The sequence below is a fragment of the Bacillus atrophaeus genome (assembly GCF_039519175.1).
Taxonomy (GTDB): domain Bacteria; phylum Bacillota; class Bacilli; order Bacillales; family Bacillaceae; genus Bacillus; species Bacillus atrophaeus.
In genome coordinates this window covers 1,934,246-1,955,399 of record NZ_CP154443.1, presented here as the reverse complement: position 1 = coordinate 1,955,399, position 21,154 = coordinate 1,934,246, and the positions used below count along the sequence as shown (strand labels likewise).

General features: G+C 41.1%; 16 protein-coding genes and 1 riboswitch. Of the genes, 5 read left to right on the top strand and 11 right to left on the bottom strand.

What is annotated here, in order from left to right:
* Nucleotides 1–27: 27 nt before the first annotated feature.
* Both AAHT65_RS10045 and AAHT65_RS10040 read right to left on the bottom strand, forming a co-directional pair.
* On the bottom strand, nucleotides 28–1,257 hold the full coding sequence (locus AAHT65_RS10045; RefSeq protein WP_088116613.1) for a CynX/NimT family MFS transporter: 1,230 nt from the start codon (nucleotides 1,255–1,257) through the stop codon (nucleotides 28–30).
* Between the two features lie 2 nt (nucleotides 1,258–1,259).
* Entirely contained in the window at nucleotides 1,260–1,946 is a 687-nt protein-coding gene (locus tag AAHT65_RS10040) for a FadR/GntR family transcriptional regulator (RefSeq protein ID WP_088116612.1), read from the bottom strand.
* Between the two features lie 271 nt (nucleotides 1,947–2,217).
* A riboswitch (purine riboswitch) is annotated at nucleotides 2,218–2,317 on the top strand.
* Between the two features lie 56 nt (nucleotides 2,318–2,373).
* Between AAHT65_RS10040 and AAHT65_RS10035 the strand changes: the two genes are divergently transcribed.
* Nucleotides 2,374–3,531: an MFS transporter gene (locus AAHT65_RS10035; RefSeq protein ID WP_315916498.1), complete on the top strand. Its 1,158-nt coding sequence runs from the start codon at nucleotides 2,374–2,376 to the stop codon at nucleotides 3,529–3,531.
* A gap of 62 nt (nucleotides 3,532–3,593) precedes the next feature.
* Here AAHT65_RS10035 and AAHT65_RS10030 read toward each other — a convergent pair whose 3' ends face one another.
* Nucleotides 3,594–4,007 (bottom strand): nuclear transport factor 2 family protein, encoded by a 414-nt coding sequence (locus tag AAHT65_RS10030; RefSeq protein WP_343311441.1) that lies wholly within the window; start codon nucleotides 4,005–4,007, stop codon nucleotides 3,594–3,596.
* 19 nt (nucleotides 4,008–4,026) lie between these two features.
* Entirely contained in the window at nucleotides 4,027–4,482 is a 456-nt protein-coding gene (locus tag AAHT65_RS10025; protein WP_004430706.1) for a MarR family transcriptional regulator, read from the bottom strand.
* 166 nt (nucleotides 4,483–4,648) lie between these two features.
* Here AAHT65_RS10025 and AAHT65_RS10020 point away from each other — a divergent pair, with 166 nt between their 5' ends.
* On the top strand, nucleotides 4,649–5,194 hold the full coding sequence (locus AAHT65_RS10020; protein ID WP_010787697.1) for a GNAT family N-acetyltransferase: 546 nt from the start codon (nucleotides 4,649–4,651) through the stop codon (nucleotides 5,192–5,194).
* A gap of 228 nt (nucleotides 5,195–5,422) precedes the next feature.
* Nucleotides 5,423–7,843, top strand: coding sequence for a peptidase G2 autoproteolytic cleavage domain-containing protein (locus AAHT65_RS10015; RefSeq protein WP_343311440.1), 2,421 nt, complete (start codon nucleotides 5,423–5,425; stop codon nucleotides 7,841–7,843).
* 421 nt (nucleotides 7,844–8,264) lie between these two features.
* Here the strand turns inward: AAHT65_RS10015 and opuFB are convergent, their stop codons facing one another.
* The 3 genes from opuFB to AAHT65_RS10000 form a co-directional block, all read right to left on the bottom strand.
* Nucleotides 8,265–9,788: an osmoprotectant update ABC transporter permease/substrate-binding subunit OpuFB gene (gene opuFB / locus AAHT65_RS10010; RefSeq protein WP_088116606.1), complete on the bottom strand. Its 1,524-nt coding sequence runs from the start codon at nucleotides 9,786–9,788 to the stop codon at nucleotides 8,265–8,267.
* Entirely contained in the window at nucleotides 9,781–10,743 is a 963-nt protein-coding gene (locus AAHT65_RS10005; protein ID WP_088116605.1) for an ABC transporter ATP-binding protein, read from the bottom strand. Before AAHT65_RS10005 ends, opuFB begins: the two co-directional genes overlap by 8 nt.
* A gap of 837 nt (nucleotides 10,744–11,580) precedes the next feature.
* The gene (locus tag AAHT65_RS10000; protein ID WP_088116604.1) at nucleotides 11,581–12,096 is read right to left on the bottom strand and encodes a DUF3231 family protein; all 516 of its coding nucleotides are present in this window, start codon (nucleotides 12,094–12,096) and stop codon (nucleotides 11,581–11,583) included.
* Nucleotides 12,097–12,398: 302 nt separating this feature from the next.
* Between AAHT65_RS10000 and AAHT65_RS09995 the strand changes: the two genes are divergently transcribed.
* Nucleotides 12,399–13,787 (top strand): alkaline phosphatase, encoded by a 1,389-nt coding sequence (locus AAHT65_RS09995; RefSeq protein WP_343311439.1) that lies wholly within the window; start codon nucleotides 12,399–12,401, stop codon nucleotides 13,785–13,787.
* Nucleotides 13,788–13,866: 79 nt separating this feature from the next.
* Complete coding sequence (locus AAHT65_RS09990; protein WP_343311438.1) at nucleotides 13,867–14,574, top strand: hypothetical protein; 708 nt, start codon at nucleotides 13,867–13,869, stop codon at nucleotides 14,572–14,574.
* A gap of 421 nt (nucleotides 14,575–14,995) precedes the next feature.
* Here the strand turns inward: AAHT65_RS09990 and AAHT65_RS09985 are convergent, their stop codons facing one another.
* From AAHT65_RS09985 to AAHT65_RS09970, 4 genes are all read right to left on the bottom strand, one after another.
* A complete protein-coding gene (locus tag AAHT65_RS09985; protein WP_343311437.1) occupies nucleotides 14,996–16,243 on the bottom strand; it encodes a BclA C-terminal domain-containing protein in 1,248 nt (415 codons plus the stop codon).
* A 384-nt stretch (nucleotides 16,244–16,627) separates the two neighbouring features.
* The gene (locus tag AAHT65_RS09980; protein WP_343311436.1) at nucleotides 16,628–17,812 is read right to left on the bottom strand and encodes a macrolide family glycosyltransferase; all 1,185 of its coding nucleotides are present in this window, start codon (nucleotides 17,810–17,812) and stop codon (nucleotides 16,628–16,630) included.
* A gap of 275 nt (nucleotides 17,813–18,087) precedes the next feature.
* Entirely contained in the window at nucleotides 18,088–19,353 is a 1,266-nt protein-coding gene (locus AAHT65_RS09975; protein WP_094231470.1) for a glycoside hydrolase family 18 protein, read from the bottom strand.
* 206 nt (nucleotides 19,354–19,559) lie between these two features.
* Complete coding sequence (locus AAHT65_RS09970; RefSeq protein WP_253295120.1) at nucleotides 19,560–20,675, bottom strand: glycerol dehydrogenase; 1,116 nt, start codon at nucleotides 20,673–20,675, stop codon at nucleotides 19,560–19,562.
* Nucleotides 20,676–21,154 lie beyond the last annotated feature (479 nt).

Genomic DNA, 21,154 nt, shown 5'->3' with positions numbered 1-21,154 from the left:
CGTATCTGCGTATTCTCCGCCAGACACTTATTTTGTTTTTATATGCTCAGCTTTTGCTGCCCCCATGCCGAATAGAAAAATAAGCAAAGATACGACAATCAGCATGAATAAGGGAATGGTCCAACTATGTGTGACATCATGTAACAGTCCGAACACTAAAGGACCGATTGCTGCTAGAAGATATCCAAATGACTGAGCCATCCCCGAAAGGGCAGCGGCTTGATGTGCGTTTTGTGTGCGCAGACTAAAGAACATCATAGCTAAACTGAATGCACATCCCCCTGCTATACCAATCATCATAACCCATAATGGGATGAGTACAGCACTTCCATAGAGAACGCCAGCTATTCCGGTAACAAATAAAAAACCGGTTATAGTGACTAATATGCGCTGATTTTTCATACGACCTGCTAAAATAGGAACAATAAAAGTAATAGGCAGAATAGAAAACTGCATTAATGAAAGCATCCATCCAGCCGAACTTGAGCTGAGTCCTTTTTGTTGAAGAATCTCAGGAAGCCACGCGATGACAGTATAAAAAATAAGAGATTGCAGCCCCATAAACAAAGTGACATTCCAAGCTATCTGAGAACGCCACAAGTTAGATTTATGATGCGGTTCTGCTCCTGCTGCTTTCATTGGTTTTTCACGGCCCTTTAATAGCGGAATCCAAATTAAAACGGCAATGAGGGACAGAACGGACCAACAGCCCAGTGCCCCCTTCCACCCTAATCCTGATAAAGAGGCAACCGGAATACTGATACCGGAAGCGATTGCCCCGCATAAATTCATAGACACAGAATAAACTCCTGTCATCATTCCTAAATTCCGGGAAAACCTATGCTTAATAAAGCTTGGCAGTAATACATTGCATACCGCAATAGCTAACCCCAGCAAAATTGTCCCGGCAAATAGAGAGCCAATCCCGGCAAGTGACCGCAACAAGATTCCTACAGTTAATAAGAATAATGATGACATTAATACAAGTTCGGTCCCAAACCGTCGTGACAGCATAGGAACAAAAGGCGAAAGAAATGCAAAAGCAAGCAAGGGCACCGTTGTTAATGTTCCGGCAAGTGCATTTGACATCCCTAAGTTATCGCGAATCGATGCTATCAAAGGCCCTACTGATGTTAAAGGCGCTCTGAGATTCGCTCCTATCAAGATGATACCTATAGTAAGCAATAATATCTTTTTTCTTTGATTTGTTTTTATTTCATGTTTACCTTGTTTAAGTTCTACCTGACCTAAACTCATTTTTATTCCTCCATGTGCAATGTTTCTTTAAATTCGCTAATGTAGTGATTTACAGCATCCATTGCCTGATCTGCTCTTTTGTCAATGATTGAGGTTACAAGCTGACTGTGAATATCTTCATGAAAACCTGCATCTGATGTGAGATCAACCAAGTTTTGAACCGATATCTGCAAAGCTTCTGTCATGTGCTCGTACAGATCGCTCAGAATACTGTTATGTGCAGCTTGCACGATTGCTTTATGCAGCTGAATATCTGCTTCGGCATATTGTTGACGATCTTTATTCTGAACAGCAGCCTGGCAGGAACCTAAACAATTTCGCAGCTTTTCTACATCTTCTTCACTGCGTCTTATTGCTGCTAGCTGTGCAGCTTCCCGTTCAAGAGCATGCCGGACTTCTAATGTCTCAAGCAGATCTGCCTTTTTGATACGTCTGTAAAATGCTGCCCCGAGGATGCTGGATGAACAGACAAAAGTTCCGCTTCCTTGTTTTGTTTGCAAAAGTCCTGCATGAACCAAGGCCCGTATCGCCTCCCTCAATGTATTGCGGCTCACATCAAATTGTTTCATTAAGTCTAATTCAGGCGGGATGCGAGTACCCACCGGCCAAGTATCGGACTGAATTAATGATTCAATTTGCGATACGACTTGTTCGACAAGTGATAAACGGCTTGTTTTTGATATATCCATAAACGCCACCTCTAATTTGTAGGATGATTTGGTCATTGGTTAATTTAACACAAGAAAATGATAATGTAAATCCTTTAACAAAAAAGCAGAGTTGCGAATAATCAACCCTGCTTCAAATTCATCATTTTATTCACCTGTAAAATCATTTTTGTCGTTATCGATCGGTTTTCTCTTTTCATGAACTTCATACCGATTTTACCTTTCACCTAATAATTATCATTTCATATGGAAAATGCCTTCAATATATGTTATTATCTTTTGCAGAACGCAAAGAAACAATTATATTTACTATTGTATAACCTCAATAATATGGATTGAGGGTGTCTACCAGGAACCGTAAAATCCTGATTACAAAAATTGTTCATCACTTTTTTTGTAATCAGGATTTTTTTATTTGTTAAAAATTTGATATGAAGGAGTTTCGGTTATGAATTTTAAAGTTTTTCTTCTTGCAGCTTCTACTATTGCTGTAGGGTTAGTTGAATTAATTGTTGGAGGGATACTCCCGCAGATCGCAAAAGATTTACACATTTCCATCGTCAGCGCCGGTCAGTTGATCAGCGTGTTTGCTCTTGGTTATGCCATCTCCGGACCGTTGCTTTTGGCCGTCACAGCGAAGATTGAACGGAAGCGCTTGTATTTAATTGCACTATTTGTTTTCTTCCTTAGTAATTTGGTAGCTTATTTCAGCCCGAATTTCTCCTTGCTTATGGTTTCAAGGGTTTTGGCTTCCATGAGCACAGCGTTAATTGTAGTTCTTTCCCTAACAATTGCGCCTAAAATCGTCGCGCCTGAATATAGAGCCCGTGCGATTGGTATCATTTTTATGGGCTTCAGCTCCGCCATCGCGCTTGGTGTGCCGCTGGGAATATTGATTAGTGATTCCTTCGGCTGGCGTGTTCTGTTTCTTGGGATTGGGGTACTATCTCTTGTTTCCATGCTGATTATTTCTATCTTTTTTGAAAAAATACCGGCAGAGCAAATGATTCCCTTCCGTGAACAGATCAAGACGATTGCCAACGTAAAGATTGCAAGCGCGCATCTTGTTACGATGTTTACGTTAGCAGGGCACTATACCCTTTATGCGTATTTTGCGCCGTTTTTAGAAGCCACTCTGCACCTTGACTCTTTTTGGGTCAGCATTTGTTATTTCCTATTCGGAATATCAGCGGTTTGCGGCGGTCCTTTTGGCGGCGCACTAGCGGATAAATTGGGGTCCTTTAAAAGTATTTTGCTTGTAACCGTTTCTTTTGCGGTTATCCTATTTTTGATTCCTTTATCCACATTTTCAATGGTTCTATTCCTGCCTGTTATGGTTATTTGGGGATTGCTGAGCTGGAGCCTGGCGCCCGCCCAGCAAAGTTATTTGATTCGCATTGCCCCAGATTCTTCTGATATTCAGCAGAGCTTCAATACTTCAGCTTTGCAAGTTGGAATTGCCCTAGGGTCTGCTATCGGCGGTGTTGTCTTAGGACATACAGGATCCGTTATATCCACTGCTTGGTTCGGAGGATTTATAGTGGTTATTGCTGTACTATTTGCACTCCTTTCTTTAACAAGACCTGTCACATTAAAAGAACAGTAAAAAAGAAATCATCCTGAATTTTTTATGTCAGGATGATTTTTTTGATAAACCTCTTTCTTTACTCAAGAATTCATTTTATTCATTGTGGCTATATCTTTGAACTGATCATTATAGTGTAATGGGCAGCTTAATTCGTTACAACGTACAATTTTAAAGTCATTTAATTCAAAAATCGCAATGACCTCTACTTCTCCGACGGCTCCGTCTTTCTTCGTCACAGTTACCGTATACCTTAGTACAGCGGTTTGGTTATCTTGATCAAAAAGAAAATCATAAAAAGGTGATAATTCAATAGATCTCACTATCTCTTTTAAGGTGATGATGTGATCTCTGAATTCATTAATATCCGTCTTCTTCCCGTCTGTAACTTGGATATATTGATTACTAAAGTAATGAGGAATTTTTTCAACATGTAAGTTAACAATGATTTCTTGGTAAACCTCTGTTAAAAAATCACGGACCTGATCTTTATTCATAAGAAACACCTCATCTGTTTTATATTCGTTTTGCCCATTCGTTCATAAATCTGATAATGACGTCAAGTTCATTTTCGGTGAACTGATGTAACAATTCGTTATACTGGCCTTTCACCTTCTCATGCAGTTCATCATGGACCTTTGCTAATCTTTCGCCATCATTTGTCAATGTGTAATAAATCGTTTTTAGATTGTCCTCTTTCTTTTCAGCTTTCACTACTCCCCTGTCAATTAATTTTTTAATCGACTTCGTAATAGCGGGTTTAGATAGGCCCAATTGTTCTGACAGAAAACTATTATTAGAATCCGACGGGAATTCGTTTATCAATGAGACGATGTGCAATTGTGTGATATTCCACCCTTCCTCACGATTTGTCAAATTTGATATAACATCACGGGCCTTCGCTTTTTTCTCTCTTTGCAGCATAAAATGTTCAATCGCTTTAAAGGCCTCTTGTCTTTTTTGAGACTCCATTTCATCATTCCTCTCACCTTTTTGTTAACCGGTTAATTATTTTTAGTTTACCAGTTAACAAAAACAAATGTCAAGTACATCTTTTACAACATTTCACTAACCAAGCAGGTTCAGGTAACAAGAATGAAGAAGTGTTTTTATGGAGAAAGAATAAGGAGGAGACATCATGTTCTTGTATAAAATTGATGATGACGTTTCGCTGAAATTACCTGAGTTGAAAGATGCAGAAAGAGTCTTTGAACTGACTGATCATTCAAGAGAATATCTGCGGCAATGGCTTCCTTGGCTGGATGAGACAACAAGTGTGGAAGATACAAAAGGTTTTATTCAATCTTGCCTGAAGAGTTATGCAGAAAATAAGGGCCTTACAACGTTTATCCTTTATAAAGGTTCCATTGTGGGTACGGCTGGGTATAACCAAATCAATTGGACTGATAAAACAGCTTACATTGGTTATTGGTTAGGAAAGGAATATCAAGGTTACGGAATCATGACAAAAGCGGCGAAAGCTTTGACCGATTATGCTTTTCAGGAACTGAAGCTTAATCGTGTCGATATTCGTGCTGCTGAGGGAAATAGTAAAAGCAGGGCTATTCCAGAAAGATTAGGTTTTGTATGTGAAGGGCGAATAAGACAAGCGGAATGGCTGTATGACCGTTACGCGGACCATATCGTTTATGGGATGCTGGCTGATGAATGGACATCAAAATAATAAGTTATCCTTGTTAGGCTGATGGGCAGTCAGGCACTAAACTCAGACAACTGATATTGGAAGGAATCTGTATTTCTTTCTTTTGATTATCATTTCTAAAAATCAATATGGATTTAAAAGGAATTTCAATGATTGATAAAGAATTTGAAGGGTAAGCGCAAAAGGAGGCAGGCGGCCTGCTTTGCCTTCAAATCAGCGCTTATATCAAAAGAAAGAGGTGTCTTTAGAATGGTTCATTATCAAAACTATCCTGATCCGTCTCTAAACGCCAAATTGCAGTCTCACCCTGAGCATTCATCTGAAATAGAACATCTCAAAGCAAGGATGCAAAATTTCATTAAGCATTCCGTTACTGAACAAAACATTGAGGTTACGGATGCAAGGGTGACGGCGGAAGGAGAGGTCACCTCACTTTTAAAAGAACGGCTCGACAAAGAATACCATAAACTTTTGTGTAAAATCACCCGGGAAGTAAATGTCGAAGATTTCGGCGCTGTCCCAGATGGAAGGGACAATACGGAAGCTTTTCGCAAAGCCATCGGCAATGGGCGCGTCAAAGTAAACGTTCCTGCCGGAGAATTTCTGGTTCAGGGGATTAAGCTTCCATCCTGGACAACTATTGTCGGGCAAGGCAAAGGCATCACCGTGATTAAATTGCATGAAGACACCCCCGCACATGAATGGGTGATCACTAATGATGATTATCAAAATGGAAACCGTAATATTTTTGTCCAAGGAATGTCATTAGACTGGAATCCGGATAGACAATGCGGAGTGAGAAACCCTGGGGGACAGTTTTCCAGCTGTTTAACATTTGCCAAAGTTGAATACGGCTGGATCAAAGATGTTGAAGCCATTAATGCGGGACTTCATGGCATTGATATTACATCGCCGACATACGATCATTCGCCTGATACCGACTGGACAAAAGACGGCTCAAAATATATTTGGATCGATAACTGTGTGGCTTATGGCGCAGGAGATGACGGCATTACCACCCATTACAGCGAATACATCTTTATTTCAAACTGCCATTCCGGAAATCCGCGCGGTACAGAGTTTGCGGAGGGTGTATCAAACTCAAACGGAATAGAGATCGACGACGGCTCCAAGCATGTGTGGCTTTTGAATAACTTTACAAGCGGAAACATCCGCGGAGTAGAGGTCAAGGCGCATGCGTTGTGGCCGGCCTCTCAAAATGTCCATATCATCGGCCATGTTTCTTATCGTGATGTCCGCGCTTTTGATCTTCGCCATATCGGCCATCACCAAGCAACAGATCCGGAAAGCACCACAGCTTACGATGTCACACTCATCGACTGCTCAGCAATTGAACCGGTTTTCAATTCGCTATATGAAGGAGTGACCCCAAGAGCACTGGTTGTTTCAGCATATAAAAACGTAAATGTAAGCGGATTCACAGCTGTTGGCGATCCCGACTATGACTATGGCGGAAATCCTGTTGTGGCCTTGCAATACCGCAGTCAAAATATTGCAATTAACGGCATTAAAATTCGGGGATTTAAAAAAGCCGGCGTTGATATTAATTTATCAGGCGGAACGAATAAAACCGATTATATTAAAATTTCAAACTTCGATATTTATCATTCCGCTCCAAAAGGAATCTCGATCGGCGGCGGACTCTATAATGTGAACATCATGAACGGAACGATGATTGCAGATAGCGGGACGGTCGGAATCCAGTCGCCCAATAATCAGGCGGTCATTCTCGGCGTGCAGGCAGAAGGATATAGTGCGGCGGTCTCCATCAAAGGCCAAACATACCAGCATGTACCGGTCAATTTAAAGGGGGGCGCACAGCTTGCAACGACCTCCGGCTTTGCGTTTAATCAAACAAGCGCCGTTATCGCGGGTACCGGTGAAATTACGGCAAAAGGAGAAAGAAATGCGGTCATCGGCGCTTCAGGAGGCTCCAGTACAGAAGGCTCCCGCGCATTAATCGCAGCTTCAAACAACGCCCATATTAAAGGAAACAATGTGTCCAGAACGATATTGTCTTCTGAAAGTATTACACTGGAAGAACCCTACACCGTAGCGGGAGGCCACCAATCAATGAAATGGCTTCTTGACTCTGTAGGAGGAAACGGAACATTTGCGGGAGCGATCAGTTCTTCCCTAAGAGGATACGGAGAGTATTTTGAGAGTTCAACCGGGCAGTTAATCAATACAGGCACCATCGTGACTTTAAGAGGCGATAAAATCGCGCCGGCCCATGTGGGAGATTATATGCTTGGAGTGATTTCGGAAACGGCAGGTCTCGTATCAGGAGCATCAAGCTTCATCTGGCAGGGCCGCTATTTGACTAACGAATTTGGCGGCTTGATTTATGAGGATGTGACTGATGAGGAAACCGGAGAACTGATTCGCATGCCGAAAAAAAATCCGGACTATGATGCCGCATTGGAAGCTGATTATCTTTCACGGTCAGCAAGAGATGAATGGCATGTTGTCGGACTTGTGGGCCAGCATTATGTGCGTATTGATGAAACGGTCAGTCAAGGAGATTATCTTACGGCCCATAATGGGATCGGGACAAGAGCATCTGAAGGAGATTGGAAGGCCATGAAAATAACCGCCTCTTACATTCCTGAAAAAGGATATGGCATCGCTCTCGCCGTGATCAGATAGCGGGCATGGGAAATGTCCTGAACCGTTTGATTTAGAAACACAATGTTTCCCGTGAATGGGATCTTCCGTTACCGGCGCTTTTCTATTCGGCTAAAAATTCGAATGATACGGCGTCAACTTTTCTTGCTGGCTGCAAATTGAACTATTTAGATAAAGACTTGTAAACATATTTTGAAAACTGTTTTCAGGCTCATACTCCCTATAAATCCAGGGCTGATATGAGCCTAATGTTTATGCGCTTTGAATTTAACTTAGAGGGAATGTTATTAAAAAACTAGAGAGCATAAAAAATACCAAGGACTAAAACCCTTGGTATCATTAATATATACACCGGGAACACTCCCGTACTCTTCCTTTGTTAAATGAATGCTTCTTGAAAGGGCTCCACTCTTTCTATTTCTTTTTTAAAAATCGAATGTCGTCAAGTTCTATTAAGAAGTCCTTTTTCTTTTAAAAATCCTTTAGCCGCTTCTTCTGCGCTTTTGCCTTCTACATTCACTTCATAATTCATTTCGCGCATCTTGTTATCCGTTATTTCACCTGAAAGTTTATTTAACGCAGCTTCTAATTCCGGATATTTTTCTACCGTTTCTTTTCTTAACAGCGGTGCACCTTGGTATGGCGGAAATACATGTTTATCATCTTTAAGAACAGACAATTTATATTGTTTTAATTCACTGTCTGTTGAGTAAGCATCAACTAAAGCAATATCGCCGGTTTTGATTGCATTGTACCGCAGCTTTGGTTCCATCGTTACTACATTTGAAAATGTGATTCCATATGTTTTCTGAATGCCGCGATATCCATCTTCCCGGTCGACAAACTCTAAAGTAAAACCGGCCTTTATGTTTTCCTGAAGACTTTTTAATTCTGATATTGTTTTCAAATTGTGTTTCTTTGCGAATTCCTGCGGTACTGCTAAGGCATATGTATTGTTATATTCCATTGGCTTCAGCAATTCCATATCGAATTTTTCATGCATCCCTTTTCTCGCTTGTTCATACACCTGTTTTTCATCCGTGCTTACAGGGGTTTCTTTTAAGAATTCAGAGATAGCCGTTCCGGTAAATTCCGGGTAAATATCTACATCACCAGACCTTAATGCATTAAACACAAATGAAGTTTTCCCCAAACCCGGTTTCAATTCGACATGTAAATCGGTCTCTTGTTCAATAAGGAGCTTATACATATTAATTAATATTTCAGGCTCTGAACCAAGTTTACCCGCGATGACAATATTTTTGTTTCCTTGTCCGGAAGAAAGTGAGAAAGCCATGATAAGCAAAGCTGCAGCTGCAACTATTCCAATGCCGGTTATTATTTTCTTAAACGACATTTTTTCTAACCTCCGAAGCAGAACGTCAAAAAGGATAGCTAGAATTGCGGCGGGAATAGCTCCAAGAACAATGAGAGCAGTATTGTTTCTATCAATTCCGAGCAGAATTAAGTCGCCTAAACCTCCCGCTCCGATAAGAGCTGCTAATGTTGCAGTACCGACGATTAAAACCATGGCTGTTCGTATTCCTGCCATGATAACCGGCATCGCCAAAGGAAGCTCTACCTTTAAAAACCTTTTTCGATTGTTCATTCCCATAGCCCTGGCAGCCTCAATCAGCGAAGGATCAATCTCTTTAATACCTGTATAGGTGTTTCTTAAAATAGGAAGCAGAGCATATACAATAAGAGCTATAATCGCAGGTACTTTGCCTATACCGACGATAGGAATTAAAAGCCCGAGAAGAGCAAGCGAGGGAATGGTCTGTAAAACAGCCGTTACACCTATTATACCCTCCGATATGTTGGGCTTCCTTGTTAAGTAAATACCAAGGGGAATGGATATGATGACTGCAAAAAAGAGTGCAATAAGGGAAATTTGAATGTGTTCCAGCAAAGCGTTTACCAACTGCCCTTTCCTTTCTATCACATCATTTAAAAAGTTATTCATTCTCCCGACCTCTCTTTTGAACATGATTAGCTAAATACTGTATAAATCCTTGTCTGGTTATCACACCTATAATCTCGCCATCACGCTCTGCGAAAATTTGGTCATGTTGTTTTAATTTATGTAGAATGTCATGTAACGAAGTTGATACAGGCACAGTTTCAGACGAATTCACCTGTACACATTCTGTTTGTTGTACGATGTCTTCCAGATTCATTTTCTCATTCATGATACCTTCTTGTGCTCCGACGAACTCTTTTACAAAATCGTTAGCAGGACGATGCAAAATGTCATCAGGTGTTCCGATTTGAACAATTTCGCCATTATTCATAATGCATATCCGGTCTCCAAGCTTTAATGCCTCTTGTATATCATGGGTGACAAATACAATCGTTTTTTTAATTCTCCGTTGTAAATTCAGCATATCATCCTGCAATTTCTCTTTCGTAATCGGATCGAGAGCGCTAAATGGTTCATCCATTAAGATCATTTCAGGATCTGCTGCTAAGGCCCGAATCACGCCGATTCTTTGCTGCTGACCTCCTGAAAGTTCATGAGGCTTTCTTTCACGATATGTTTCAGGCTCTAATCCAACCATTTCTAATAGCTCATCAACACGTTGTTTAATTTTATCGCGGCTCCACTTTTTTAATTCCGGCACAACTGATATATTTTCTTCAATATTCATATTCGGAAAAAGAGCGATTTGCTGAAGCACATATCCTATGTTCCACCGCAATTCATGAATATCATACTCACTTATTTTTTGATCGTTGATAGAAATCGTACCATCGGACAATTCTATTAAACGATTTATCATTTTAAGCGTGGTGGTTTTCCCACTGCCGCTAGGTCCGATAATAACAAAAAATTCGCCTTTTTTTATAACTGCATCAAATGATTTCACAGCATAAGTACCATCTGGAAATTGTTTTGATACATTGTCGAATTGAATCATATCATCACTTCCTTATTTAATTAAAACTTGTGATTCGAGACCCTGCGCATTACTTTCTCAGCATCTGCGTACATGTTAACAAATTTCTCTATGCTAACATAAATCATCGCGAACATTTACTTTAATTGTATTATGTCAGATGAATTTGCTTTGACAAAGTTAAAATGTTTGTGACTGACATACAAACAAAAAAAGAGCAGACGTTAGGACTGCTCGGAGAGTTTGCGGTGTAAGTCACAATTTTATTTTAAAACTTCTGCGGCCTATCTCAATAGATGCTGCTCTTTCTATTACGAAATTGCTTATTTTATGCGAATAGCTTCTTCTTCTCCCCCATTTTGATAAACAATGAAACGATTAGCTTTTTGTTCTTTACCCAAAATAAATTCAACTTCCACTGGCAAAGATTGAATAAAATAATAAATTTTCAATATTCCGTTTTTTGCTCTTATACATTAACATACCTCCTAAACAGCAGGCAGAGCCCGCTTTCGGTTTTTAACCCCATTTGTTTATACGGTTTTTACACTATTTAGGTTACAAGAATTGTAAGAGATATTTTTTGTGTGTTTTAAAAGCCCTTTTCACTGGTATAGTTTGATTGAAATGAAAAATTTAAAAATCGGCAATAAAAAAACCAAGAGATATTAAACCCTTGGTATCATAGGTCAGCCAAGATGACTTGAATCTCGGATGATTATTCACCGACTAAAAATGCTTTTACGGTTTACAGTGATTTAATCCATTTTGGACTTCAATAATGAAGGCAGTGGTTGAGGTAACACGTCTTAACTAAATAAGGCATGTACAGTTTTTCCCTGTACATGCCTCTCAGAATTATTCACCTTCTTGAGGTTTATGATGATGAAGCGGCGGCGGAATGAGCCATCCTTTATTTTTCGTTAGTTTCAGTAATTTTCCGCCTAAGACTGCTTTACTCATATGAAATTGTCCAAACATCATCGCAATATCTTCGCGAATAGATTGCCCCATAATCTGACTGCATACAACAAGCCCGGCGGCAATTTTTGCAGAAACTGAAGCTGCCACATCGGCATCCTGAAAACGCGCTCCGGCCGGAATATCATTAAGGTTAGCAGTCGGAGGCTCAGGAAGAGCTGGAGGAAGAGCCACCCCGTTTTCTTTAAGTATGGTTTCTACTTGTTTTACTTCATCTTTGCTCTTATCAATAGATTCTTGAAGAAGTTTCTTTAAATCATCATCGCCTACGTGATTTAATAACATCTGATGATCCGCAACCATTTTATTGCCTGCCATCACAAAATTCCACAAACTAAATACTTCACCATAATGCATTGGTTCATCTTGCGGATTCCCGCTTAAAATACCCATCGTCATCCTCCTAATCATATTCATGGTAGTGCCACCTTTCATTTTGCACACTTCATAAAGTGCCCAACTTGTGGAATATATATGTAAATTTCTTTTAGGTAAGCGGCAGAAAAAAACCGCATTAAGAAATACCAAGGAACTTTCAACCATTGGCATCATTGTGTGATCAAGATGACTAAAAGCTTAACGGGACATTCACCCATGTAAATTCGATCTTTAAAAACGATTAATACTGGCTTAACACTTTATAAATATAATGAGGATGTCATTGAGATTCATTTATATTTTAGGAGGTTATGCAGTTGAAAATATTCCCGAAGAAGTTACTGCCAATCGCTGTTTTATCATCTATCGCTTTTAGCAGCTTAGCCAGCGGCAGTTTACCTGAAGCAAATGCGCAGGAAAAGAAAAAGAGAAATAAAGAAGAAATTAAAAACGTCATTGTTTTGATTGGTGATGGAATGGGCGTATCTTATACTTCCGCTCATCGTTATTTGAAGGATAATTCAGCAACAAAGGTTGTGGAGCCTACAGCTTTTGATCAATACCTTGTCGGCCAGCAAACCACTTACCCGGAAGACCCTGAACATAATGTAACGGATTCGGCTTCTGCAGCAACGGCCATGTCTGCGGGCATTAAAACATACAATAATGCAATTGCAGTGGACAATGACGGATCAGAAGCAAAAACGGTTCTTGAAGCGGCTAAAGAGAAAGGGAAATCGACCGGACTTGTTGCAACATCAGAAATTACACACGCAACACCCGCTTCATTCGGCTCACATGATCACAGCCGGAAAAACATGAACTCCATTGCGAATGACTATTTTGATGAAATGGTAAACGGCCAGCATAAAATCGATGTTCTGCTTGGCGGAGGTAAGAGCAATTTTGATCGTAAAGACCGCAATTTAGTAAAAGAATTCAAAAAAGCGGGATACAGCTATGTGGAGAACCGCGAGGACATGTTAAAAAACAAAAACGGCAAAGTTCTCGGCTTATTCGCTGAAGGCGGCCTCCCAAAGAAAATTGACCGCACAAAAGAAATTCCTTCATTAAAAGAAATGACCAATACGGCTCTTTCAAAATTAAGCAAAGACAAAGACGGGTTCTTCCTTATGGTGGAGGGAAGCCAGATTGACTGGGCTGGGCATGACAATGATATTGTCGGTGCGATGAGTGAAATGGATGACTTTGAACAAGCATATAAAGCAGCCATTGAATTTGCGAAAAAGGACAAGCACACATTAGTAGTCGCAACGGCTGACCACTCAACCGGCGGATATTCCATTGGTGCAGACGGCATTTACAACTGGTTCAGTGAACCGATCAAAGCAGCAAAGCGCACACCTGACTTTATGGCAGAAAAAATTGCCGACGGCGCAGATGTGAAAAAAACATTAAAGAAATATATTGATCAAAAAAAGTTGGCTTTAACTGAAGCAGAAATAAAGTCTGTTGAACAAGCAGCTAAATCAAAGAAAGTGCTTGATATCGACAATGCAATTGAGAACATTTTCAACAAACGCTCTCACACCGGCTGGACAACGGGCGGCCACACAGGTGAAGACGTCCCTGTATATGCATACGGACCGTCAAGTGAGAAATTTGCCGGCCAAATCGATAATACTAAAATCGCAAAAAATGTTTTCGATGTCCTGCAATACAAAATTAAGATAAACGATAAGTAAGAGAATACAAGGTGTCCCGTTGCTTGTATGAAGTAGCGGGACCTCTATTTGAATGCAGACACCATATGGGGGAATCATTATGAAACAGACTCTTTCAATCTTACTTTTGATCATGATGCTTGTCGGCTGCTCATCAAATGCCAACAGCGAAAAAAATATAGAAAGTGAAAACACGGTTGAAGCGAAACAGAAAAAGGCTTCAGCGCAAACTGACAGTAAAATGAATGAGTATCAGCCTAATTCACAAGTAACGGATGACCGATCATTACAAAAGATAGATCAAACGTTTGCAGATGACAAAGGTGAAGCTGTTTTAAAAGATATTAAAAACGTCAACAAGACCTATGATATTGGATCAATTGAATTAACAGTAAGAGAAATAAAGCTGGTTCACTTACGGCCGGATTACAGCATGATTGATTATTTTCACGTGTTAACACATGATGAAGAATTTGATTTTGTTAAAGTGTTCGTTGAAATCCAAAACAAGTCTTCAGAGAAAGTACACTTTGCTCCAATTGCATTACTGAAAACAAATACAGGCGAAACTTTTGATTGGAAAAAAGATATTTACCTTGAGGAGTTAAATGGTGAAATGGAAGGCGGCGCCACAAAGTCTGGAAACCTTGGTTTTATTGTAAATGCAGCAGGCGGTCATGGGCATAATGAACAAACGAATCACAAAAACGAAAAAGACATCAAGTGGATTGAAATGACAACAAGTGACGTATTTGATAAAAACCATAAGAAAATCAGTGATTCACAAAAGATTAAAATTGAGTTTTAATGCTTACCTTCCAAAAAGGAAGGTTTTTGTATATTGGAAACAGTCACCTTGTATGTCAATTTGATCATTTATTTTTTTTAGGCGCAAATGAGTCACCCTTTTAACATTCTTTTAGGCTTGACTGACCATTCTCTTTTCTCTTTATTTCGTTTCAGAAAATCGTTTGAATCCACACTTGTTCCTCAATCATTTCAAGTTACTATTGGTCGTATACACATCTCCTGTACACAATCCGCAGTATCTCTGCTGCCAAGAAAACTTGAACCTTTACAAGTTTAACCTGCTGATCCACCCATAAAAGTTAAAGGTCAAAAAAAGCACTGTTCATTTTCGATTTAACGAAAAAACAAGTGAAATATTAAGTACTTGTAATAAAGATGAATTGATTACTTTTTGTTTGTCCATGACACAGTGCTGATTGTTAATCTAATTTTTTAATTACAATTGAAGCGTTGACGTTAGTTTGTGTCCCTCCTGCCAAAGTCTGAAGAGTCACTGCGGCAGCGGACGTATGATTTCGAAGAGTTAGAACATCGCCGGCTGCTATGGCTATGATAGCCTGACCGTTGTTTTGCTGAGTGCCGGCACCTGAACCGTAGACTGTGTTTGTAATCGGCGCACCATTTAAAAATAGTGTGAATTGGTTAGGTTCTACTCCCGAAACAGAAAAAGTGACCTCATAGTCTCCCGGAGTGGTAATTGCAATTTGAGAAGTTCCTGGGGCATGTGTAATTCCAGGGGTCGTTATCCCAGTTGAATCAAAAATGACATCAGCCTCTATAGCTACCGTTTGAGCACTTAAGTTATAAATATACCCGTATTCGGATAACCCAGCTGCTCCTGTGCCTGTGGCTCCCGTGGCTCCCGTTGCTCCGGCTGGTCCGACGTCCCCTGTTGCTCCCGTGGCTCCCGTTGCTCCGGCTGGTCCGGCGTCCCCTGTTGCTCCCGTTGCTCCGGTTGCTCCGGCTGGTCCGATGTCCCCTGTTGCTCCCGTTGCTCCGGTGGCTCCGGCTGGTCCGACGTCCCCTGTTGCTCCCGTTGCTCCCGTTGCTCCGGTGGCTCCGGCGTCTCCTGTGGCTCCCGTGGCTCCGGCTGGTCCGACGTCCCCTGTTGCTCCCGTTGCTCCGGTGGCTCCGGCTGGTCCGACGTCCCCTGTAGCTCCCGTTGCTCCGGTGGCTCCGGCGTCTCCTGTGGCTCCCGTGGCTCCGGCTGGTCCGACGTCCCCTGTAGCTCCCGTGGCTCCGGCTGGTCCGACGTCCCCTGTAGCTCCCGTGGCTCCGGCTGGTCCGACGTCCCCTGTAGCTCCGGTGGCTCCGGCTGGTCCGACGTCCCCTGTAGCTCCGGTGGCTCCGGCTGGTCCGGCGTCTCCTGTGGCTCCCGTCGCTCCGGTGGCTCCGGCTGGTCCGGCGTCTCCTGTGGCTCCCGTCGCTCCGGCTTCCCCTGTGGCTCCGGTTGCTCCGACGGCTCCCGTGGCTCCGGTTGCTCCAGTTGCTCCGGTGGCTCCGGCTGGTCCGGCGTCCCCGGTAGCTCCTGTGGCTCCGGGCAGTCCTTGTGGTCCTTGTGGCCCTGGTGGTCCTGGTGGTCCTGTGGCTCCAATACTGCCTGGGATACCGCGTAATCCGCGTGGTCCCTGCGGCCCTCTTGCTCCCCTTACGCAGCAGCAGCACATACATGAATGTTTAGGCTCAGGATTTTTTTTAGGGCCTACTCTACAACTGGGGCTTGGAGAGTTAGATCCACAGTAAGGGCACCTATGTGATGGTTTTCGAGACATAATTTCTATTCACATCCTTTTATAACTGAATTTTCCATACACTTATTCATAATATGAAAAATGATTTTGAGTGTGAATGAATGCGAAAGTATTCCTCCTGCTGCCGGCGCTCCCAATAAAAGAGCCCTTACAAATGTATCATCCTTTTGCCAAAACCGTTGATCCGCAAAATGGCTCCGGTTATTTCCACAATGCCTGTAAGACTCTATCAGTAAAAAAGAGTGAGACCATTTTAATCTCACTCTTTTTTCTTATATCATGTGGTGGTATTTTTGCTGTTTATTTTCTCTGATCTATAAATTGATCAATCCGCTCCATTACCTCTTTCATATTCATGCACTCCTGAAAGCTTTCATTGATTTTTTTAATTCCTTCCTTATATCGGTCGTTATTCAACACTTCTTCCACTGCATGCTTTAAAGACTGCGCAGTTACATGGTCTTTAGATACTGTATAACCGGCTTGTAATTCAGTCAGCCGCTGGGCCACCATTGGCTGGTCCTTATCGTGCGGCATTACAACTAAAGGAACGTTAAAATGAATGGCTTCATTTACACTGTTCATTCCCCCGTGAGTGATGAAAACATCTGATTGTTCCAGCACTTCCAATTGAGGCACATACGAAGCAATGATAAAGTTCTCCGGCGCTTGCTTTAATCTTGTCAGATCAGCTTTTTCTCCCGAAGCTATCACGACCTTGCCCTTGAAATCAGAAAAAGCATCTATACATAGGTTGAAAAACTCTTCAGTTTCGTCTAATACCGTCCCCATTGAAATATAGATGACTTTCTCATCTTTTAATTTCTCAATCGGGAAATCAGTTTTTTCCGCTCTCTTTGGAAAGCTTGGACCGATAAACAGAAATTCATTGCCGAAACGATGGCTTTCCGGCTGAAAATAACGGCTTGTGTACACTACATTTAATTCACCTTTATTATTCATGAATTGAACCATATTTTCAGGTGATACACCATAATTTTGTTTCATCTCTAATAATAGATCTTCACATTCTTTATCCAATTGTAAAGGCACGTCTGAATCCGGATGCAGAGGCAATATCTTTAAATGGTCTTCATCGAATAAGAAGGAAGCAGATGAAGAGATGCCCGGGATGTTGAGGTAATCTCTGACTAACTCTCCCGCACCGAATTTATCATAATAAACAAAGTCAAACTGAATGCTTTTTGACAGTTCTTTCACGATACTTAATATGTCCAGAGATGTCTTTATATGAATCTTTAAAAAGGAGAGAATACCATCAGGGGAACCTGTACGAACGGGAACTGTCCTCAGCCAATCCTGATGAAGATGGACAGTCGCACCTACTCCTTCCAATCTGTCTTTATATTTTTCTGTGGAAATATAATGGACATGGTCTCCCCTGTCAGCAAAAGCTTTTGTCATACCTAAAGTAGGATTTACGTGGCCTTCTGCAGGAAAATTTATAAATAATACATTTTTCATTACGCAAACTCCCTTTCATAGTGATGTAAGCTTTTTGAACAGCTTTACATACAAACTGACCTGTATCATCTGATGTTAGTTACCATTTCAATCATAAAATAGGGCGGTTAGATCGTGCAAGAAACGACCTCGACCAAATTTTTGTTTGACAATGAAATCGTGTGAGATACATCTAATTGCTGCTCAAGAACGTGAAAGTAAACACTGAGACATAATGCGGGGATGGAGTAACAGAACGCTTAAAACCTCCATATTTCATAATATGGAGGTTAACGTTACACCTTTTTGATGGTGAAAAACTTTCTTAAAAGCCAGGGTCCCGGCTTAAATCCGAGTGTTAATTGCCAGGCACCTATTCCTTGTAACCCATACTCTCGAATGGTTATCATTTTTTCGCTCATACTTCTGACATCTTCAAACCACACTTCATGTGATCGCCCCTGTTGATCTCTATACCGAAAAAATGGTGATTGATATTCGGCTGAATATTGAATCGGTGATTGGTACCTCATGGCTGTTTCAATTGAGTTTTGATTTGATATGGCTGTGGCGACTGTTCCCGGGCTGTAAGGTAAGATCCAGTCATAACCATATAGAGGGACTCCCAATATCAATTTTCTCCGCGGCACCCTTCCGATGGCAAATTCAATTGTTCTTCTCACCTCAGTAATCGGCGCTACAGGCCCTGGCTCACTTCCTGCATGATGCCAGTCATATGCCATAATAAACATAAAATCGACAACAGCTCCAATCCCGCCATAATCGTACCCTCTCAACCAAGGGATATGATCACTCGTTTTTGCCGGAACAGCTATTGTCAAAGCGTAACCTGCAGGCTTCAGCCGATCTCTTAATTGACGTAAAAAGCCGGTAAAAAGATCCCTATCTCCTGCACTTACTTGCTCAAAATCAATATTTACTCCGCCGTATCCCTTTCTAGATACTAAATAAAAAATATTATTGACGAGATTTGTTCTTGCTGTTGGATTGTTTACCACTTGATGAACAAGTTCGGTACTGAAACCTCCCGGAGTCAGATTTGTAATGGTCGCCAGCGGTGTGACTCTTTTTCCCCAAGTAGCTTCAATAGCAGCTATATCATTTAATTCGTTGGCAATATCTCCATTTGGAGCAAAATGATATTCAAATATAGAAATGTAAGATGAATAAGGGGCAAAATCATAAATCAACGCACGATCGAGATCTGGATTTCGAATCACATAAAAACTCAAATTTCCCGCAAGATAGTTTTTTGATATTTGAGGAATTGTTATTTTCATGCCTGGTTGTAAAGTATTAGGGTTAACGGAGGGATTTGCTGCTCTTAGTTGTATTAAGGGGACAAACGCTCTTGCTGCAATGCTGGTAAGCGTGTCACCCATCTGAACAGTATATACATATAGCGGAATAAGCAAAGCTTGGCCCGGCACAATATTCATTTCTTCTAAGCCATTAACACCGCGTATCTGATCAATCGGAGAACCATATCTTCTGCTTATTGAAAACAAAGAGTCCCCAGGCTGAACTGTATGAATAAACATTTTCAAGCCTCCATTTATTCGTTAGTTAATCCATTTAAGGCTGCATCATAAAATCATATTAAATCGCTTTCCTCTATATGCCATTCTCAAGATGTTTTCATTTCATGAAGGGATATCAGGCAGAATCCATTTGATATCAAAACACAAAAAACACCAGGGGCTTTAAGTCCCTTGGTGTTTTCTGATACGGCCGAGAAAATTCGATTTTACAATTGGTGTTTTTCTTTGTATGCTTTTGCGTACTGATCAGCGGCAATGATCGCATCTGCCACGTCTTCAGCTGTCACATTAAAGCCGGCATGAATTGTTTCTTCTTCAATCGTTGCAGCCTTAGCAACTTTCATAATATCTTCTTTGGATGCATCTTTTAATTTAATGTCCTCTAGTGTAACAGGCAGTCCCAGGCTGATGTAGAATTCAATATAACGTTCAATCTCTTCTAATGAGTGTTCTTCTAAAGCTAATTGAACCAGCGTTCCAAATGCCACTTTTTCCCCATGTGTTAAGTGGTGAATCTCACCTTCAAGCGCGGTGAAACCGTTATGAATGGCATGTGCTGCAGCCAAACCGCCGCTTTCAAATCCTAAACCGCTTAGAAGTGTATTGGCTTCGACAACGGCTTCCAATGCAGGAGTAACGACTTTTGCTTTTACGGATTCATAAGCAAGGTGGCCATATTGGAATAATACTTGTTCGCATTTTTCCGCAATCGCTTCACCGGCTATAGTTGTGATCCCGCCTGCCATCGTTTTACCGCCAAAGGCAATAACACTGCGCGCTTCTACCCATGTGGCCATTGCATCAGCAATTCCTGATGCCAAGAAACGCGGCGGCGCTTCTGCTACGATTTTCGTATCGACAAGAACCAAGTCCGGATTTTTGTTGTAGAACCGATAATTTTCAAAGGTTCCATTTTCGGAATAAACAACAGAAAGTCCGCTTGTCGGAGCATCCGTCGAAGCTGCCGTTGGAACAATAACAGTATAAGCGTTCACTTCATCTGACACCGCTTTTGCCGTATCAAGCGTTTTACCGCCTCCGACACCTATCACAATCGTTGCACCTGCGTTATTAGCAATCTCAGTAATTCTTTTGATTTCTTCCTTAGAAGCTTCTCCGTTAAACACAACCTGTTCAGAGGAGATGTTCTCTTTCTTTAACTCGTTTACAACTTTGTGCCCTGCGATGTCCCACACAATTTTGTCTGCGATGACGACGGTTTGTTCACCAATGCCTTTTAGGTGGTCACCAATTTTTTCGATCGCGTTTTTTCCTTGTACATACTTAGCTGGACTGATAAAGATTCTTTCCAATATAATCATCCCTTTTCTGTTGTTTGAAATAAAATTTCTCTCTGTTGATAGAAAATGAATTTCTTTTCATATGATTCCTCAATCTCGCCTTAATAAAACATTCACTTGTTGCAATTAAATCAACTCACTGCTTATTTTAATAAGTTTTATCGTATCTATGAGCTGTAATATTCCACTTTGGGGAACCCTTTCATCAAAAGCCACTAGGCGTCTCGGGCAGCTGACCCGTATATGAATAAGAAATCCATCATTTAAAACGATAAGAAATATAACATATCATTTAATGATTCCGCAAAGAACTTGCTTAAAAAAATTTAATAATAGTGGAAAAATAACATAGCGTATATCATCAGAAGTTACTCGACGCAATAAAAAAGAACCTTGTTAAAAGGTCCGTCAATACTTGCGATTGGTCACATCTCGGTAGCTTCCATACCTGTCTCAGACTATTCCTCTTTTGAAGGATCATATCGGCCTCGTTGTTGATG

What these genes read in the sequence shown, in the direction of transcription:
- AAHT65_RS10025 (WP_004430706.1), bottom strand. Translation starts at nt 4,482, where the DNA reads ATGGAGTCTCAAAAAAGACAAGAGGCCTTTAAAGCGATTGAACATTTT.
- AAHT65_RS10020 (WP_010787697.1), top strand. Translation starts at nt 4,649, where the DNA reads ATGTTCTTGTATAAAATTGATGATGACGTTTCGCTGAAATTACCTGAG.
- AAHT65_RS10045 (WP_088116613.1), bottom strand. Translation starts at nt 1,257, where the DNA reads ATGAGTTTAGGTCAGGTAGAACTTAAACAAGGTAAACATGAAATAAAA.
- AAHT65_RS09985 (WP_343311437.1), bottom strand. Translation starts at nt 16,243, where the DNA reads ATGTGCTGCTGCTGCGTAAGGGGAGCAAGAGGGCCGCAGGGACCACGC.
- opuFB (WP_088116606.1), bottom strand. Translation starts at nt 9,788, where the DNA reads ATGAATAACTTTTTAAATGATGTGATAGAAAGGAAAGGGCAGTTGGTA.
- AAHT65_RS09975 (WP_094231470.1), bottom strand. Translation starts at nt 19,353, where the DNA reads ATGTTTATTCATACAGTTCAGCCTGGGGACTCTTTGTTTTCAATAAGC.
- AAHT65_RS10035 (WP_315916498.1), top strand. Translation starts at nt 2,374, where the DNA reads ATGAATTTTAAAGTTTTTCTTCTTGCAGCTTCTACTATTGCTGTAGGG.
- AAHT65_RS10040 (WP_088116612.1), bottom strand. Translation starts at nt 1,946, where the DNA reads ATGGATATATCAAAAACAAGCCGTTTATCACTTGTCGAACAAGTCGTA.
- AAHT65_RS10030 (WP_343311441.1), bottom strand. Translation starts at nt 4,007, where the DNA reads ATGAATAAAGATCAGGTCCGTGATTTTTTAACAGAGGTTTACCAAGAA.
- AAHT65_RS10005 (WP_088116605.1), bottom strand. Translation starts at nt 10,743, where the DNA reads ATGATTCAATTCGACAATGTATCAAAACAATTTCCAGATGGTACTTAT.
- AAHT65_RS09980 (WP_343311436.1), bottom strand. Translation starts at nt 17,812, where the DNA reads ATGAAAAATGTATTATTTATAAATTTTCCTGCAGAAGGCCACGTAAAT.
- AAHT65_RS10000 (WP_088116604.1), bottom strand. Translation starts at nt 12,096, where the DNA reads ATGGGTATTTTAAGCGGGAATCCGCAAGATGAACCAATGCATTATGGT.
- AAHT65_RS09970 (WP_253295120.1), bottom strand. Translation starts at nt 20,675, where the DNA reads ATGATTATATTGGAAAGAATCTTTATCAGTCCAGCTAAGTATGTACAA.
- AAHT65_RS09990 (WP_343311438.1), top strand. Translation starts at nt 13,867, where the DNA reads ATGAAACAGACTCTTTCAATCTTACTTTTGATCATGATGCTTGTCGGC.
- AAHT65_RS10015 (WP_343311440.1), top strand. Translation starts at nt 5,423, where the DNA reads ATGGTTCATTATCAAAACTATCCTGATCCGTCTCTAAACGCCAAATTG.